This is a genomic window from Dyadobacter sp. 32, from assembly GCF_902506755.1.
Lineage (GTDB): Bacteria > Bacteroidota > Bacteroidia > Cytophagales > Spirosomataceae > Dyadobacter.
Genome location: NZ_LR735258.1, coordinates 2,431,713 through 2,449,472, shown reverse-complemented (window position 1 = coordinate 2,449,472; position 17,760 = coordinate 2,431,713). Strand labels below are relative to the sequence as shown.

The following is a 17,760-nucleotide window of genomic DNA, read 5'->3' as shown; positions in this document are numbered from 1 at the left end:
GTGGGGCAGGATATGCGCTCATACCCAGGTAGGTTTGTCAACGGTGCCTGATAAAAGCGGGGTCTAAATCAAATTGTTCTCGTATACATACTTAACCAATTCTGTGGAGGAATGGAGGTTAAGCTTTCTCATGATATTTCTTTTGTGCGTCATGATTGTAATTGGACTTACAAATAGCATTTCGGCCACATTTTTAGTTTTATTTCCAGCAGCAATCAGTCGAATAATTTCTAATTCTTTGTTTGTTAGTATCGTATTTTCGGTGGATAAAATGCTGTCAGCCAGGCGTCCGCTCAAATCGCCGCTAATATATTTACGTCCCCTGTTGGTGTACTCTAGTGCCAGTTTTATTTCTCGTGGGTCGGTTGCTTTGCTCAGGTAGCCGTTAGCTCCTGCTGCCAGACACGCCTTGATACTACTGGTGTCCATAACACTGCTAATTACCAGTATGATAATATCTGCATACTGTCGACGTGTGGTGGTTATGAAATTCATCACACTTTGCCCGGGCATGACCAGGTCCGTAATGACAATCCCATAGGGTTGCGCTTCCAGGCTTTCCTTAGCTCTGTCTATGGATGAAAAAACATTGATAACAGAATCAGGAGGTAATATTTTTAGTAAAAGTTCCCTTAATCCCTCGGCTACCAGGATATGGTCGTCTATAAGCATGACCGGTGTGGCGGGTATGTAGGATATGTTGTGCATAAGGATTCGGATATTACACAAAGGTAGGATTTAGAAGAATATAGAGGTGTACTACAAATATAGTAGATTTTCGGGCAATCAGGGTAGTAAAATACTTGTTTGGGATGATTGCCTGCAAGTATAGTAAACAAGAACTTTGATGAGTCAAATTTGTTCGACTTTGATCCCTTTCGATGGAATAGGGTCGTGGCTTATGCGTGTGTGAAATTTTGACTTTCTCAACAAATCGATTTATGGACAGTCTTACAATTATTGACAAGCACCAGATCATCAGGGCCGGCTTGGAGGTGCTCATTAAAAAAAACTTTATGGATGTTATGATCAAAGGGTTTGATAGTTTTCATCAACTCAAAAGGGAGAGTTTGGTAAAAAAATCGGACTTGTATATTGTTGGGCACACAGAAGACTGGCCAAATAATCAAGACAGGCTGATCATGGAATTGAAAATTTATAACCCCCAGGCCAAGATTGTTTTTTTTGATGATAACCTCGATCAGGCGCGCCTTACCAGATATTATAAGGCAGGTGTTACCGGGTTTATTGGAAAACTTTCAGATACAACAGAGTTATTAAAATGTATTAATGAAGTCAGAATGGGAAAAAAATATATCAGCAACGAAATATTGCAAATGCTTCTTCCGAACTGGATCTCATCGGGTAGTGACTTACAGTAAATTGATTACAACAAAGGCAAGTCGGTAGCTATTTCGATAGTCAGATATTATTACGAAGATCACGCCGGGACTTGCATTGGCGTATCACAAGCAGCATCTGAGCTATAAAAATATAAAGTAAAAGGCACGATATATTCCACATGTGCTGAATCTTAATATTTTATCAACAAACATAAATTCATACAACAACTAAACAATAATGAAAACAAACCACACTGGTATTTTAAGGATACCCATCTTTATTGAGCGTATTTTTTGCTGCTTAAGTTTACTTTCTTTAGAAGCAAAGCTTATACACCGGATACCTTAACAAGTACATTCGTAGACAATGGGTGTCTTGCCAGAACCGTTCCAAAGAGGCAGGCGTATACTACCGATCAATCGCTCCATTTGGGTCGGTCGGAGCTTGCCAAACAATAAATGAACTATCCGCGTTGAAGCCATTCTCTTGGCTGTGTTGTCTAACGCAAAACAAACCAAACCCCACCATAATATGCTTTCAGTTGGACTGATTGAGAAATATCCTGTAATGGCTGCCGGACTTGGCGTCAGTATCAGGGATCGATTTGATGAGACTATTATTCATACCCAAAATAACATGAAGGATTTTTGTGAGGCGTACAAAGACCACACCTTTCATCTGATCATTCTAAGTTTTTATGAAGACACTATCGACCAGTATCATAATAAGATAATACAGGGATGTAAGAAGAATTTTCCAGCCGTACCTGTTATTATTTTCGGAGAAAAGGTAGCTGCCGGTGATGTGATAAAGGCGCTGAAAACGGGTGTCCAGGGTTACGTTCTTAAGGGGGATGATTTGTCTGAGATTGTCAATTGTGTAGACAATGTGTTGAAAAAGAGGTATTATCTAAACTCGGTAGTGGAGGAGGAGATAATGAACCAATTTGTTTTTAATAAAAAAAAGGAGGTGACAAAACTTCGTGGCCTTACCACAAAGCAACTGAGGGTAGCAAATTATCTCAGTAATGGCATGAGCACCTCAAAAATCGCGGAAACGCTTCATCTGAAAGCATCAACCGTATCGACCGTTAAAGCAACTATTTTTCAGAAACTGAAAGTTCGGGACATCATTGAACTGCGTAGTGTAATGAAAAAGCAAAAAGGGGGGTGATTGATGACTGCTGTATTTTTTGAGGGCTAAGGATACCAATTTCCAAAATTGGAAAATCCGATACTGAAACTTCCGGAATTGGTTTTGCCATTGGTTGAATCACTAAAACAGGATCTTGTGTATGCAGAACCTGTGTGATTTGAGGCGCCACGATCATGCAAAAGTAGTACTAGTTCGATATGCTTAGCCGCTGAAATAGGGGGTGGAAAGGTCTACTATCTGCATAGTATATTTTCTTTCATTGTTGGCAGCAGAATACCCATTTCAGATGATTGTATGAGGGTGAGAAAGCATGGAATTTTGTAGATGATCAAATTTATTCGTTTAAGAATAATTCAGGAACCCACCTGGGAATATGGAACGCGAAAAGAAGTAACGAATGGAGGTAGTGCGGAATGGCCTCGAAAACGAATGGGATCACAGTAAATTATTATTTCATCATTTAACAGGCGAGCAGGTTAACAAATTTAACAAACAAAGGACATGAAAATTTTACAAGCTAAGCACGTATATGGAGTAGAGGTACTTCGATATATTTTAATGATGCTCTTAATTGCATCCGGTGGTGCTGGAAACCAAGCGAACGCTCAGCAGGGCTACATTTATGTGCACTCCAAAACGCTCAACGAAGCTGGAAGCCCGCCTATTACTTACTCGGTAACAGGTGGCTCTACCTCAGTGGCAAATTTTACACTGAACGACGATCCCTCACAAACTATTCTTACAGATATTGGAGCCTCTCAAAATGGTCGACTATGGGCAGTGAGCAATACCAATAATTTGTATTATCGTGATGTGTTAACCCCAAATTGGGTAAGCACCGGAATTACTAACGCGTTCCGGGTAGATGGCGGTCCGGGGAGTACCTGTTTCTACATCAGCACCAATGGCACGGTTTACGCTTACACGGGTGCAGTATCAACCCAGATATCGGCATCAGGGCAATTCCCGTCGGCTTCTGCAGATATTGGCAGTGGATGGACAGCGACACCGTATGTTGTTAACAATGTTGCAAATGTTTACAAGTACAGTGGGGCGGGAACCTCCTGGTCTACCTATGAGACTTTTACGGGAACCTTATCAGCGATAGATGTTAATCCGGCAAATGGCCATGTTTACGTTAGGCTTACCAATAGTGGCACAAGAACAATCAGACAGATCACACCTGCCCATGTAGTGACAAATCTTGGTTCTGCTGGTAATGGCAATCATAGAGACCTGGCCGTAAATGAAAATGGAGAAATTTATGCCACCGTATACGACAATGCATCTGAACCTTCCGGGTGGTATGTTCACAAATACGTTTCAGGCACGACATGGAGTAGAGAACTGGGATCTTTTGATGGCAGCGGACTGACAGGCGGGGTCGGAAATTCGTTATGGCTCACCATGAATAGCGGGGGCTGGGGAAATGGGAGTGGCTGGACGCCGGCAGCCGGTCCATATCCCTTCTACAATATTTTTTCCCGGGCATTTGATGGTTCCGAAGTAACATACATTGATGATGAAAGAGTTAAGACCGCCTCCACAGCCGGCAACTCTCAGCTAATCCCTGTTGCTCCTGGAACATATACAATTACCGAAGTAGTGCCAGGTGGATGGGATTTGCAGAAGATTTTGGTTTACGATCCAAGTGCTGACTCTGACTCGGATCAGGAGGCGGGGAAGGCAATCATCACGGTCACCGCTGGTGAAGTTGTGCACGTTGTTTTCCAGACCGGCGAGATTAATGCCTTCCTCATGACAACAGACTGTGCAGATGCGTATCTGGAGACGTTTGGAACTGGCCCCGTAGGAAGTTATGGTATTCCCGTGGATGGACAAACAACGTATCACTACCTTTCAGGTAATGCACCTGGTGAAGATGGATATTATAAGATTGTAAACCGGGGCAATCCGGATTTCAATACGTGGTCGGGTGCCGCAGGGATTGTTGATCATACTCCAGGAGATGGAGACACAGGCTATATGTATGCTGTAAATGCAGGGTACGACAAGGGAGAATTCTTCCGCCGTCGTTTTACAGGAATCATACCTGGGGCTAATTACACCTTTTCGGCATGGATCGTAAACCTGACCGCCTCCGCTGCGGTAAACCCGAATGTTACTTTCACTGTTTATGACCACGTGACACAGGCCATACTAGGTACTTATAGTACTGGTGAATTAACAAGCAGTGCTGAACCAGGAACCTGGCAGCAATATGGTTTTTCATTTTCGGGATCCTCCTCGGATATCGATTTGGTTATCAGTAATAATGGTTTAGGTGGAAATGGAAATGATCTGGCGTTGGACGACATCAGTTTCTCGCTTACTCCGCCAACCCCAACCATTGTGGTTCAAAGTGGTAGCTGCATAGATGGGCTAGGCTCGATTGAGATCACTGCACCACTCAGTGCAGCTTATGAGTATAGCGTCAACGGCACTACCTGGCAATCTGAAGCACTGTTCGATGACCTTGCGATTGGAACTTACACAGTTTATGTGCGTTTTGCCGGTGCTACCAATTGTATCAATAGCGTAACTTCGGCGACCATTAATCCTTCCATTTGTGGAAATGTTTTTCATGATAAGAATGGCCAGGCCGATTCGCAGGTTAATGGAGATCCAATCAGCATAGCCGGAACAACTCAACTTTATGTGAGTTTGTACAACGGATCCACGCTTGTTGAAACCATTCCCGTGGAACCTGGCGGAACCTATCAGTTCGCCAATGTTACACCCAATACAACCTATACGGTTATTCTGGGTATTGATCCAAATGGCAGCCCGTCCTCACCCTTTGCCGGAGCCGGAACCGATGGCTGGGAAACTGTTGGAGAAGATTGCTGTGATAACACGGGTAGTGACTTAAGCCCCAATGGATCGCTTACATTGATCGTGGGGGCGGGCAATATGAATCAGGCTAATTTTGGCATCGAACAGCAGCCGGATAGTGATGTTCATACCACTACAATAGCACAGCCACTTGCCAATGCCACCATCCCTCTAACCGGCGGTTCCAATCCACCTCTGTTGTCCGGTGATGATCCTGAGGATGGCGACTATCAGGGAGCCAATGGTACCATCACAGATCCATCAGGCGTGATTATAACCAGCTTACCGGCTAACGGAGAATTATGGTATAATGGTAATCCTGTAATCGTTGGTCAGACTATTGCCGATCCTTCACTCCTTACCATTGAGCTTACCGGAAGTGGCTATTCATCTGTAAGTTTTTCGTATGCTTATGCTGACGCAGCGGGTGTAGACGATCCAACTCCGGCCACCTACACCCTTTCCTGGAATACCCCGCTACCGGTAACGTTAATCAACTTCAGTGTGGCTAACTCGGAGTCACGTGTACAGTTGACCTGGGAGACCTCATCAGAAACCAATAGTTCACATTTTGACATCGAACGAAGTGTAGATGCCCGTAGCTGGAACGCCATCGGGAAGGTATCTGCCAGGGAGCGCTCGAATACGCGGTCCGATTACAATTACACAGATCAGGCCCCTGGAAATGGGGTAAATTACTATCGTTTGAAAATGGTGGATCTGGATCAAAGTTTCACGTATAGCAAGGTGCGTTCTATTTTCATGGGCACGACAGGTGTGCGTATGTATCCCAATCCAGTAACTACCATGCTGAACCTGGATACCGATGGGCTTGATCAGATTCAGAAAGTGGTTTTGTATAATATGGCAGGTGCAGCTGTCTACACCAACAGCGGTGTTATCAAACGCTCAATCGATATGAGCAATCTGAATACAGGCATGTATTTATTGACGTTCACACTTAAAAGTGGTACTACGATTACACGTAGTGTGCTGAAAAATTAAATCAAAGCATGTGTGGGGATGGGGCGTGAGAGAATCGCGATCCATCCCCAACACTTCTGAAAGTTAATTTGTAATAGTTGAGACTTAATCTGACAGTTAGTAAATTTACTAACCATAAAATCAGTTAAGTTATGACGACAACGCAAAAGTTAATTCAACCCAAACTTGGCTTGTTAAAATTAGCCGAAAAGTTGGGAAATGTATCCGATGCCTGTAAAGTAATGGGCTATTCGAGAGATTCCTTTTATCGCTTTCAAAAACTGTATGATGAAGGTGGAGAATTGGCGTTGAAAGAAATAAGCAGAAGTAAACCGCTGTTAAAGAACAGGATCGAAAAGCAGATTGAGGATGTGGTAGTAGCCTACGCCATTGAATCGCCAGCGTTCGGGCAACAACGTGCATCTAATGAATTAAGGAAAAGAGGAATTTCAGTTGCACCTTCAACCATTCGCTGTGTCTGGGTTCGCCATGATCTGGAAACGTTTCAAAAGCGTTTAAAAGCACTTGATGCAAAGGTCGCCCAGGAGGGAATAATTCTGACCGATATACAAGTCGCAGCACTGGAACGTAAAAAGGAAGAAGAGCAAAGCAGAGGTGAAATAGAAACTCATCATCCAGGTTATCTGGGCGCTCAGGATACTTATTATGTCGGATATATAAAAGGTGTTGGTAAGATTTATCAGCAAACATTTATTGACACATACAGCCGCGTAGCTTTTACGCAGGTTTATGATCGCAAAAATGCATTGGTTGCTGCTGATATGCTCAACGATAAAGTTTTGCCATTTTATCAGGACCAACAAGTTGATTTACTACGTATACTGACGGATCGAGGCACAGAGTATTGCGGTGCGAAGGAACAGCATGAATACCAGCTTTATTTAAATATCGAGGATATTGATCACACTCGAACAAAGGCTAAGAGCCCACAAACGAATGGGATTTGCGAGCGTTTTCATCGCACCATGCAGGAAGAATTTTATGCTATTGCATTCCGAAAAAAAATCTACAATAGCTTAGAATCTCTGCAACTTGATATGGATAAATGGATGGAGTATTACAATTCAGAAAGAGCACATAGCGGTAGATATTGTTATGGGAAAACACCAATGCAGACCTTTTCAGAAAGTAAGGCAATCGCAAAAAGTAAAAATGTGAATGAGCTTTTTGATAAAAGTAATAACTTTATAATGTCAGAGAAAGCGGAAACGAGCTCTGCTGGAGAGCAACTCGCCAGGAATACTCTGACCGACGAAAATGATAAAGGGGCTGTTAGTTTTCCAGCCCCTTCTTCCCAAAATCATTTTTTGAGCAATCCCTAAAAAAACTCAACTGTCAGATCTAGTGTTAGTTATTACAGTTAATTGTTGGGTCGCCTTAAACACACATTCCATAAGATAGCAATGCAGGAATTCATCAACGATTTATTTGAGCTTTACTAAAACCAGACCATCAGTCTGATCATCCTTAATTTTAATAAGCACTCCATCGATCATTTTCATGATAGCGCCTGAAAGTGTTGCAAGCCGGATTAACCGTGCCGACAGTGAAAGCAGCTATTTTTTTATAAAAGTAAATGACAGCATTGAACTGCGTAGCACCGTGAGAAGACAAAAGATCCCATAGGCAAGTTTTGATGTGCACCCGTTGAGACCTATCGTTAGCCAGCTCCCTGATTTCCCCCTCGTTTCATCCCAACAGCAAGGAGTCAAATCATGTACCAAAAAATAGGTGAATTTCTTTTTAGAGCGTTGTTGTATAGTTCCCGGCGGCTTCATCCTATAACTCCTGGAAGAGTATCCGTTCATGTGTTTGTAGTAATGGCCACTTTGCAAGCTACATCTGCATCAGGAATGTCGACCGACAGAATAGCAAAAATTGTTTGCATCTATGATCAACCGCTGAAATCTGAAAATATTCCAGTTATTATCGATTTGATTAAAAATGGCAGATACTCACGCACCATCGAGACCAAACATTTTTCTCCCGGGACGTCTGTATGGATATATGTTCCGGAAATCATTTTGAGAAGAGACACTTCCCGAAATATCCTTATTACCGGATACCAGGATTATATTGATGTTTATGCGGTAGGGGCAGGAACATGGAAAAAAATGCACACAGGTGGAAAATATGTTCCTTCAAGTGTATTACCTGCCGGAGTTGGGAGGGAATATGTCACCCTATACGAGAATCCGGCTGATATTTCAAAAGGCGGGTATCTGATAGCATGCAGGAAGTATAATAATTTCAATTACAGTCCTTTGCTGGCAAATCTTCGATCTCAGAAGGAGCTTCTCGAATGGCAACTTAATTTCAGGTTGTCAGAGGAGTTTTACCCCAAAATTATTTTTCCGCTAGTCGGTGTGCTGATTACCACGGTTCTTCATTTGCTGGTCCTTTTTTTTCTATCTAAAAACTGGTCCTACTCTTATCACGCGATAGGCCTGCTGTTTACCCTTACATTCTTTATACTGTGCTATTACCAGTATCCGATTCACATTGATGATTCCCGCTTCGATGACCCGAAATTGCTGATCAACTTCGACTGTTTTGTTCTTTTTTTGGCACTCGCCTGTAATTTTATGTCCGTGCGAGGTTTTTACGATACCGGCAAATGGGTGATGTTAAATAATAAGATAACACGCAGATTGGCGGTCGTCTCAGTGGTAGTAGCTTTCTGTTTATTGATATTCTCCTATTCTACAAAACTATTTTACATTGAGAATTATCTGGCAATAACGCTCGAGCCGATCATTTCCGGTATATATATTATTCACCTGATCAAAATTCGGAGCGAGATCAGAAATGCGTTCAGAATATACATCATTGGACTTTGTTTTTTGAGTGTGTTTCTTGAAGCTGCATTTATCCTTTCGTGCTTTGCACCCTCCTGGGGGTGGGAGATTGCACCCGCATTTCTGCTCGTATTCCCCATGATCATTGGCATATCAATATTTAATGGGTTTATTATCACGGCGGTTATTACCAGAAATTATCAGACACGCCTGGAGTCCATGACCCTGAGAGCAAGAGCGATTGAAGCAGAGATGGTTTCAATTCAAAAGGGGATGAATCCACACTTTATTTTTAATTGTCTCAACCTGATCGACTACTTCCTGTATCAAAATGACTCGAAATCTGCCCGCAGGGTTCTTTTTAATTTCAGTGATCTACTCAGGCTCGTTGTAGACAAGTCGCCGAACCAAATGATACCGCTAAGTGATGAACTCAAAATTCTGGAATTGTATATTAACCTGGAAAAATCCAGAACAGAGAACAGTTTCGTGTACTCAATTGTGGTGGCCCCGGAAGTTGATCCGGATGTGTTGCTGGTTCCGCCTTTGATAATCCAGCCCATTGTAGAAAATGCAATTAAGCATGGAATACTGAACAGAAAAAAAACAGGCGGACAAATCAACATCGTTATCAGCAAGGAAAGTGGTAGTCTGTTCGAAATTGAAATAGATGATAACGGAGCGGGTCGGCGGATCGCAGAGCAATTGCGGCATACCGATTATCCGCGTTCTGGTCATGTGGGAATATCACATACCGAAAAACGGCTGGCGATTATTTCTGAGATGTTTAATGTGGAATCATACCTGGAAATCATGGACAAACACGAGGACTATGCTGGTACCACCGTGAGGATGCGTCTTCCGGCTCTAAAATCAGATAATGACAAAATTGTGCTCCAAAGATGATTGATGCATCTTTGTAAGGTAAAATTGCAGCCCTGGTTGCAATGATATTCTCTGCCTACCACTGTTGATAAAATGTCAATAGTATCTCATTCCTTCAATATAATTTATTCATGGCAACGGCATATATTATTGAAGACGAAGCTCGCTCTGGCGAACTCTTAAAAGCAAAAATCACGAGTGTAACGGACTATTTCGATGTAATAGAGATATTTACTATTCCGCACATTGCATATCGATCGATCATTGAAAATGCACCGGATATTATTTTTTCCGACATTGAAATGCCACAAATGAGCGGGATTGATGTTCTGGAGAAGATCAGACATTTAAACATTCCGATGGTTTACGTGACAGCCTTCTCAGGCTACTCCATCATGGCGATCAAGCTACAGGTATTTGATTATATCCTCAAACCTGTCAAAGAAGAAGAACTCCTGAATACGATCAATAAGTTTATTGCGTGGAAACAACTACAAATGAATCGTGAAAGGGATCCCAAGCCATCGTTAAATGATATCATAGCCAAGCAGAATAGTAAGATATCCATTCATACCCTCGAAAGTATCAATCTGATTTCTATCAGCGCAATAGTTCAGGTCGTGGGTGAGGAAAACTATTCCAGGTTTGTTTTTCAGGACGGAAAGAGTCTGCTTTCCTCAAAAACACTCAAGAACTACGAGAGTCAGCTTACACCGTTCGGGTTTATAAGGGTGCACAAATCACATCTGGTAAATATGGTTTTTGTTGACAAAGTAATCACCCGTGACGGAGGATATCTGCTGCTACGCTCTCTGGACCTGATCCCTTTCGCCAGAGACCGGAAGACAGAAATACTTGAATGGTTTGACCGGTAAACCGGTTTTAGAATTGCGAAGTATAATTGTTGCATAATTGAAACGGCGCTGTCCCTAACTCAAAGGCGCACTTGAACAAACAGAGGTTTCTTAGCTCAACAGAGGTTACTAATTTAGATGACATAATGATACTGGTTTGCCAGTTGTCATAGTGAGTTCATTTACATAAAGTCTATTAAATAAATACACATATATTTTGTATGTTTGGATTGAATCAAACTGATAAGATCATGTCCAGACCTGTATTAAAAGTGGGGAATTATAAGCCCGAGGAAATTAAGGCTCTTTTTCGAGATGATGAAAGGTATACGATCGGAATTCGATTGTATGCTGTATATCAAGTTTCGTTGGGTCAACCCAGCAGAAAGCTGGAAGATTTATACAATACCAGCTTCAAGCAAATAACCAACTGGGTCCATCGGTTTGAAAAAGAGGGCATAGAGGGCTTACGAGATAAAGAAGGTCGTGGGCGCACTGCTCGCCTTAGTGAAGTTCAAAGAAATCGGATCGGTATTTTATTATCAGAAGAATCACCGACGAATCATGGTTATAACAGTGCCAGCTGGACGGGCCCTATGCTAATAGAGTGGATTGCGAAAAATTATCAAATAACTTATAAGAAAGCCCAGATCTACAACATCATTAAAGCTTTGGGATTCACTTATCAGAAAGGCAGGGGCATATTTCCTGAAACAGATGCAGTAAAGCAGGATCAATTTAAAGAGGCTTTAAAAAAAACTTCTGGAAAACCCTGAGAGCACATTGCTTTATGAGGACGAATGCTCATTGTCCAACACAGCTACAGTGAGTTATTGCTGGTCAAAAAAAGGCACTCAACCACAAGTAGTTTGTAAGCAACGTAACCGGGAAAGGCAAACGGTCTTTGGTAGCTACAATTATGGCACAGGCCAAATTACAGTAAGTTTTGCAGATAGGGGCAATAGCTATAGTTTCAAGAAGCACTTGAAAAAGGTGTTGCGAACCTACAAGACAGCGCCTAAGATTATTATGGTCTTGGATAATGTTGCATACCATCATGCAAAAAGGATAAATGCCTGGCTGGAAAAGAACCCAAAGCTCGAACTGTTCTTTTTACCTCCATATAGTCCAGACTTAAATGCGGTAGAAAGAGCCTGGTGGTATATGAGAAAAAAGATAACTCACAATAGGTTTATCAAAACACTAAAAGACAGAAAAATAGCTTTCTGGAAAATGTTTTCCCATTTTCTGAAACCCAACTCGGAACTTAAAAAGGTTTGTGAAATAAATTATTAGACTTAATGTAACCGAAATGTCAGTATGAAAACGCTTCTGATTTATGATCGTCAACCTATTATCCGTCTGGGATTGAAACTATTGGTGGAACAACATTATCCTCTCGCGAATGTTCATGAAATAAGGAGCGTGAAGGAACTATCTGTATTCGGTGCTCCGGGTGATGTATCGGTGATTCTCTTTGGTCTGGATCCGGAATGCGAAAGGGTAAATCCGAGAATTTTCAAAAGAATCAAAGAAAAATTCTCGAAGAGTGCTCTGGTCCTTTATGCCGATAACATTCACCATTTCCAGGTACTGTCATACTTTAGGCAGGGAATCACTGCCTACGTAGCCAAGCGAGCCGGGGAGGAAGAGCTATTGTCGTGCCTGCTCTATGTTATGGACAATAAACGATATATTTCCTCAAGGGTCAGAGATTTGCTCATCAATGATTTGAATGAGAGGTAAGCGTCTTGGGGCAGCTACTATGAACTTGTAAAGACCGAATATTGGAAAATGGAAGTGCGGCACAACGAGAGAAACCCGCCACGCCAGATGCACGATTAACAGGCATATTCAATATTACGGCTATTTTTTCTGGGCAGTATTTATAAAAAACAGTACTTTAGGAAGTTTTTATAAAATACCGCCCGGCTTTAATGAACAAGAAAACCATATCAATAACACTTGCTGGATTAGTCATCATGTGGGCGGTCTCCTGTTTTCAGAAAAACGGAACTTCTCAAAAGGCTGGCAGGGATAAGATGGTCAGCTACAACTTCGATGTTCGCCCCATTTTATCCGATAAATGTTTTGCCTGTCACGGGCCCGATGCCAATAAAAGAGAGGCGGGTCTTCGGTTGGATATGGCTGAAAGTGCGTATGCCAAACTGAAAGACGGAAAGGGCTTTGCCATTGTTCCGGGCAACCCGGAGGCGTCTGAGGTTTATAAACGCATCACCTCCCCTGATCCCGAATATCAGATGCCCACACCAGAATCTCACCTGAGTCTTCTGGCAGAAAATGAAATTACGCTGCTGAAAAGGTGGATTGAGCAGGGAGGGAAATATGAAAAACACTGGGCGTTTGTGGCACCCAAGCAAAGTCCCTTACCCGAAGTGTCGGATGGCAAATGGCCAAAAAATGAGCTCGACTATTTTGTACTCGAGAAAATGGAGGAGCAAGGACTTCAACCTGGTGAGCAGGCAAGTAAGGAACAACTGCTGAAACGGCTTTCGTTTGATCTGACAGGCCTGGCTCCTTCGCTTGCCTTGCAACAGAAATTTGAAAAAGACGGAAGTGAAAAGGCCTATGAAAAAGTGGTTGATGAATTGATCGCTCAAAAGGCTTATGGAGAAAAAATGGCCTTATACTGGCTTGATATAGGCAGGTTTGCAGATTCATTCGGCTATCAGAATGACAATGCAAGAACGCAATGGCCGTGGCGCGACTGGGTGATCAGCGCCTTCAACAGGAATATGCCTTACGATCAGTTTATTACCTGGCAGCTGGCCGGTGACATGCTGCCCAATGCAACGAAGGAACAAATATTGGCCACCGCGTTCCTGCGAAACCATAAATACAACGAAGAAGCTGGTATCATTTTTGAGGAATATCGGGTAGAATATCATCTCGACAAGACAAAAACTTTTAGTTCTGGCCTAATGGGGCTTACCGTTGAATGCGCCCAATGTCACGATCATAAGTACGATCCGATTTCTCAGGAGGATTATTATCGTTTGTTCGCGTTTTTCAATAATTCAAAGGAGGCGGGACAGGAAAGGGCAAAAGGTAATGGACTGGCCATATCACCTCTCCTGGACATCACGAAAGAGGAAGTGAATAACCTACTTACTTTTATCAATAGCCGAGATACGAGTATGATATCCGTTTCAGTGATGGGCGAAAGGGATACACTCAGAACTACACATATCCTGAATCGCGGGGTGTATGATGCGCCTGGTAAGGTAGTGACTGCAAGTGGATTGGCAGCGGTAATGAAATACGACACTAACAAATATGCCAGAAACCGGCTGGGATTGGCCCAATGGACGTTAAGCAAAGAAAATCCGCTGACGGCACGTGTGTTTGTGAACCAGGTCTGGCAGGAGTTCTTTGGCAGGGGCATTGTAAAAAGTGCCGGCGACTTTGGGATGCAGGGTGATTTACCCACGCATCCGGCTCTGCTCGACTGGCTGGCCGTAGACTTCATGAACCATGGATGGGATGTGAAACGGCTTGTTAAACAGATCGTTACGTCGGCCACTTATCGCCAGTCATCGAAATTGACAAAAGAAAAGAAGGAAAAGGATCCTGAAAATATTTATCTGTCCAGAGGAGCCCGTTACCGTGTGCCGGCCGAGATGATCAGAGATATTGTCTTGTCCAGCAGCGGATTGCTCAATCCGGAAATCGGTGGGGCGAGTGTGAAGCCTTATCAGCCCAAAGGGATATGGGAAGCTACCACAGCCAACAGGGGCAGTCTGAGAACCTATGTCCAGGATAAAGGGGGTCAGTTGTACCGGCGCGGAATGTATACCTTCATCAAACTCACCCTGCCGCCACCGGGTATGATCGTATTTGACGCCAGCAGCCGTGATCACTGTGAGGTGAAGAGGCAAAAAACAAATACACCCCTGCAGGCACTCATTATGCTGAATGACCCCACGGTGCTGGAAGCATCGCGTGTATTGGCAGAGCGGAGCGTGGGCCGGAAGGTGTCCACCGAAGGCAGGATTAAAGAATTATTTCAGCGGATTGTATGCCGGGTTCCCACAGATAAGGAGGTGAATCTGCTGGTGGATTATTACAATACGGAACTGCTCAAATTTTCTAAAGACAAAAAGAAGGCGCAACGGGTACTGAATGTGGGTGAATACGCCCATGAGAAAGGAATTAAAACAGAAGAAGCGGCAGCATTGATGCGGGTGATCAGTACGATGTACAACATGGAGGAGACGATCACAAAATCATAGTTCAGCTATTAGCTATTAGCTATTAGCTGTTAGCTTAAATCTGCTTATTGATGATTGGAGGGCATGTTTTGTCGATAAGTAATGGTTTAAAAAGGGGATTAGAAAAAGGAGTACTATTCAATTGGAAGAACAACGAAGCTAAAAGCTAAAAGCCAATAACATGGAAAAGCCGGTTTTTGATTTTGGAATGAATACCAATAGGAGGCATTTTTTGTCCAAACTTAGTTTGGGCCTGGGAAGTGCCGCCCTGGGTTCTCTGATGATACCCGACCTGTTCAAAGGGGGTGGAGAAAGCGGAGTGAATGATATTTTAACTGGTTTACCTCATTTCGCGCCGAAGGCCAAAAGGGTCATTTACCTGTTTCAAAACGGCGCTCCGTCACAGTACGAGCTTTTTGACAATAAACCTCTCCTGAATAAAATGTTTGGGGAGAATTTGCCGGAGTCGGTGAGGGGTAGTCAGAGATTGACGGGGATGACTGCCAATCAGTCCAAGTTTCCATTGGCGGGTTCCATTTTCAATTTTGCACAACATGGAAAGTCTGGGGCCTGGATGAGTGAACTGTTGCCTCATACCGCGAAGATTGCCGATGACATCTGCATCATAAAGTCTATGAATACGGATGCGATCAACCATGACCCAGCCCTTACATTTTTTCAGAGCGGAGCCCAGGTTGGTAACCGTCCAAGTATGGGGTCCTGGCTAAGCTATGGTTTGGGCAGCGAAAATCAGAACCTGCCTGGATTCTGCGTTTTGTTATCCCGGGGAATTGGAAATGGCCAAGGAGTTTATTCTAAATTATGGACCAACGGGTTTCTCGATTCGGTGCATCAGGGTGTACAGTTTAGTAGCGGTGAAAGTCCGGTGTTGTACCTCGGTGATCCGGATGGAATGGACAGAAGTGAGCGTCGCCAGATGCTGGATAAATTAGCTGTATTGAACGGAGGTTCCTTCGGCGAGTTTGCCGACCCTGAAATTGTTACCAAGATCCAGCAATATGAAATGGCTTTCAGAATGCAAACAGCCGTTCCCGAAGTTACGGACATGAGTAAGGAGCCGGAATCTATTGTGAAAATGTACGGTCCGGAATGCCTGCTTCCCGGGACCTATGCAGCGAACTGTTTGCTTGCCAGGAAATTATCGGAACAAGGAGTCCGGTTTGTACAGCTTTACCATCAGGGATGGGATGGGCATTCCAATCTGCCAACGGAAATAAGGGCGCAAAGCCTGGACGTTGATCAGGCATCCGCTGCTCTGGTGACGGACTTGAAGCAAAGAGGTTTGTTGGACGAAACGCTGGTCATTTGGGGTGGAGAATTTGGCAGGACTAATTACTGCCAGGGAGGTTTTACCAAGGAAAATTATGGGCGCGATCACCATCCAAGGGCCTTTACGATATGGATGGCCGGAGGAGGGATCAAACCGGGCATTACTTTTGGCGAGACGGATGATTTCGGATACAACATCATCAAGGACCCGGTGCACGTGCACGATTTGCATGCTACCATCTTAAATCAACTTGGACTGGACCATGAGAAGCTGGTGTTCAAGCATCAGGGACGCCGTTACCGGCTTACAGATGTCGCGGGTAAGTTGGTAAAAGGAATTTTGGTGTGAGGTGCTGAGGTGACCGGGATGTGAGATGTGAGATGTGACTGGGGCGCCGGGCGGATCCGGAAAGGAGGGCTTGCGATCTTTTCTTTTTTTCTTAACGCCTTTGCGTGAATTTTTTTCACTTATTAGCGGTCACATCCAAATCGACGAGTAAGTTAAGGCGATTAAACATTTTAATCCAACCTTGGTATGCACCTGATTTTTTAGCCTCCACTTCGGATGCGGTCTGATGAAGTGTAATTTGGGTTTGCTCGCCATCTGACTTAAAGGTGACGGTGGTGATCGTTTCTTTTGGCCAGTCTTCACTTTTACCCGCTTCGATGGATTCAATTAGCTCCCCGTTCCGATTGGAAAGGGCCATCGTAAAAACAAGTTTTTCATTTTTGATCACTTCGTGATATAGCCCTTTTACCCAGCATTCACCATGGATGGGGTCATGGATGCACGAGTGAAAAGAGCCTCCTTCTGTTACCTCAACATATTTGTATTCAATTGTACAGCCATCTGGTGCATACCAATTTACCAGCTGCTCCGGATCTGTCCATGCCTTGAACACCAGTTCTACCGGTGCCTTGAACTGATGGGTGATCAAAACTTCTTTAACATCGGACTTGGAAACAGGTGCTTTCATCATGTCTATTTTTTAGTTTGAATTTTAGATAAATAAGTATCCAATGCTTTGAAGCGACTTTCCCAGTGCTTTTTGTACTGGCCTACCCAGCTTGCTACCTCTTCAAGCTGATCAAGCCTGGCTTCACAATACCTTTCCCGCCCCTTATTCTTCATCACTACAAGTCCGCATTCCGTCAGGATCTGCATATGCTTCGAGACTGCCTGCCGGCTTATTTCGAAAGCCTCGGCCACAGCGTTCATAGTTAACGGTTCCTTGGATATCCTGCTGATAATCTGACGGCGGGTCGGGTCGGCAATAGCCTGGAAAACATCTCTTCTTGTTGTCATAATGCAATTAAGTGGTTGCAAATATAGTGCAATCATTTGGTTGCGCAAATTTTAAA

Annotated in this window: 13 protein-coding genes and 1 pseudogene; 11 read left to right on the top strand and 3 right to left on the bottom strand. The window is 43.5% G+C overall.

The genetic code is table 11. The annotated features are described in order from the left end of the window. Nucleotides 1-63 precede the first annotated feature (63 nt). On the bottom strand, nt 64-708 hold the full coding sequence (locus DYADSP32_RS09895) for a response regulator transcription factor (protein WP_149242886.1): 645 nt from the start codon (nt 706-708) through the stop codon (nt 64-66). A 233-nt stretch (nt 709-941) separates the two neighbouring features. On the opposite strand from DYADSP32_RS09895, the gene DYADSP32_RS09890 reads away from it, so the two are divergent. From DYADSP32_RS09890 to DYADSP32_RS09840, 11 genes and pseudogenes are all read left to right on the top strand, one after another. Then, nucleotides 942-1,382 (top strand): response regulator transcription factor, encoded by a 441-nt coding sequence (locus tag DYADSP32_RS09890; protein WP_149242887.1) that lies wholly within the window; start codon nt 942-944, stop codon nt 1,380-1,382. 493 nt (nt 1,383-1,875) lie between these two features. After that, the gene (locus DYADSP32_RS09885) at nt 1,876-2,517 is read left to right on the top strand and encodes a response regulator transcription factor (protein ID WP_149242888.1); all 642 of its coding nucleotides are present in this window, start codon (nt 1,876-1,878) and stop codon (nt 2,515-2,517) included. 483 nt (nt 2,518-3,000) lie between these two features. Beyond that, entirely contained in the window at nt 3,001-6,339 is a 3,339-nt protein-coding gene (locus DYADSP32_RS09880; RefSeq protein WP_149242889.1) for a T9SS type A sorting domain-containing protein, read from the top strand. 131 nt (nt 6,340-6,470) lie between these two features. Further along, nucleotides 6,471-7,505: pseudogene (locus DYADSP32_RS09875) on the top strand (IS481 family transposase); the annotation flags it as partial. A 549-nt stretch (nt 7,506-8,054) separates the two neighbouring features. Further along, nucleotides 8,055-10,043, top strand: coding sequence for a histidine kinase (locus DYADSP32_RS09870; RefSeq protein ID WP_149242890.1), 1,989 nt, complete (start codon nt 8,055-8,057; stop codon nt 10,041-10,043). 110 nt (nt 10,044-10,153) lie between these two features. Continuing rightward, nucleotides 10,154-10,897 (top strand): LytR/AlgR family response regulator transcription factor, encoded by a 744-nt coding sequence (locus tag DYADSP32_RS09865; RefSeq protein WP_149242891.1) that lies wholly within the window; start codon nt 10,154-10,156, stop codon nt 10,895-10,897. Nucleotides 10,898-11,127: 230 nt separating this feature from the next. Continuing rightward, nucleotides 11,128-11,652, top strand: coding sequence for a helix-turn-helix domain-containing protein (locus DYADSP32_RS09860; RefSeq protein WP_149241584.1), 525 nt, complete (start codon nt 11,128-11,130; stop codon nt 11,650-11,652). 7 nt (nt 11,653-11,659) lie between these two features. Next, on the top strand, nt 11,660-12,172 hold the full coding sequence (locus DYADSP32_RS09855; protein ID WP_149240963.1) for an IS630 family transposase: 513 nt from the start codon (nt 11,660-11,662) through the stop codon (nt 12,170-12,172). Between the two features lie 24 nt (nt 12,173-12,196). Continuing rightward, nucleotides 12,197-12,622 (top strand): response regulator transcription factor, encoded by a 426-nt coding sequence (locus tag DYADSP32_RS09850; protein WP_149242892.1) that lies wholly within the window; start codon nt 12,197-12,199, stop codon nt 12,620-12,622. Between the two features lie 191 nt (nt 12,623-12,813). Beyond that, a complete protein-coding gene (locus DYADSP32_RS09845) occupies nt 12,814-15,129 on the top strand; it encodes a PSD1 and planctomycete cytochrome C domain-containing protein (protein ID WP_149242893.1) in 2,316 nt (771 codons plus the stop codon). Nucleotides 15,130-15,289: 160 nt separating this feature from the next. Further along, the gene (locus tag DYADSP32_RS09840; RefSeq protein ID WP_149242894.1) at nt 15,290-16,747 is read left to right on the top strand and encodes a DUF1501 domain-containing protein; all 1,458 of its coding nucleotides are present in this window, start codon (nt 15,290-15,292) and stop codon (nt 16,745-16,747) included. Between the two features lie 115 nt (nt 16,748-16,862). Here the strand turns inward: DYADSP32_RS09840 and DYADSP32_RS09835 are convergent, their stop codons facing one another. Then, nucleotides 16,863-17,378 (bottom strand): SRPBCC family protein, encoded by a 516-nt coding sequence (locus DYADSP32_RS09835; protein ID WP_414617666.1) that lies wholly within the window; start codon nt 17,376-17,378, stop codon nt 16,863-16,865. Between the two features lie 2 nt (nt 17,379-17,380). Continuing rightward, a complete protein-coding gene (locus DYADSP32_RS09830; RefSeq protein ID WP_149242895.1) occupies nt 17,381-17,704 on the bottom strand; it encodes a metalloregulator ArsR/SmtB family transcription factor in 324 nt (107 codons plus the stop codon). Nucleotides 17,705-17,760: the final 56 nt, after the last annotated feature.

Coding starts and splice junctions, on each gene's coding strand:
- DYADSP32_RS09865 (WP_149242891.1), top strand. CDS start 10,154: ATGGCAACGGCATATATTATTGAAGACGAAGCTCGCTCTGGCGAACTC.
- DYADSP32_RS09835 (WP_414617666.1), bottom strand. CDS start 17,378: ATGATGAAAGCACCTGTTTCCAAGTCCGATGTTAAAGAAGTTTTGATC.
- DYADSP32_RS09895 (WP_149242886.1), bottom strand. CDS start 708: ATGCACAACATATCCTACATACCCGCCACACCGGTCATGCTTATAGAC.
- DYADSP32_RS09860 (WP_149241584.1), top strand. CDS start 11,128: ATGTCCAGACCTGTATTAAAAGTGGGGAATTATAAGCCCGAGGAAATT.
- DYADSP32_RS09880 (WP_149242889.1), top strand. CDS start 3,001: ATGAAAATTTTACAAGCTAAGCACGTATATGGAGTAGAGGTACTTCGA.
- DYADSP32_RS09885 (WP_149242888.1), top strand. CDS start 1,876: ATGCTTTCAGTTGGACTGATTGAGAAATATCCTGTAATGGCTGCCGGA.
- DYADSP32_RS09870 (WP_149242890.1), top strand. CDS start 8,055: ATGTACCAAAAAATAGGTGAATTTCTTTTTAGAGCGTTGTTGTATAGT.
- DYADSP32_RS09890 (WP_149242887.1), top strand. CDS start 942: ATGGACAGTCTTACAATTATTGACAAGCACCAGATCATCAGGGCCGGC.
- DYADSP32_RS09840 (WP_149242894.1), top strand. CDS start 15,290: ATGGAAAAGCCGGTTTTTGATTTTGGAATGAATACCAATAGGAGGCAT.
- DYADSP32_RS09830 (WP_149242895.1), bottom strand. CDS start 17,704: ATGACAACAAGAAGAGATGTTTTCCAGGCTATTGCCGACCCGACCCGC.
- DYADSP32_RS09845 (WP_149242893.1), top strand. CDS start 12,814: ATGAACAAGAAAACCATATCAATAACACTTGCTGGATTAGTCATCATG.
- DYADSP32_RS09850 (WP_149242892.1), top strand. CDS start 12,197: ATGAAAACGCTTCTGATTTATGATCGTCAACCTATTATCCGTCTGGGA.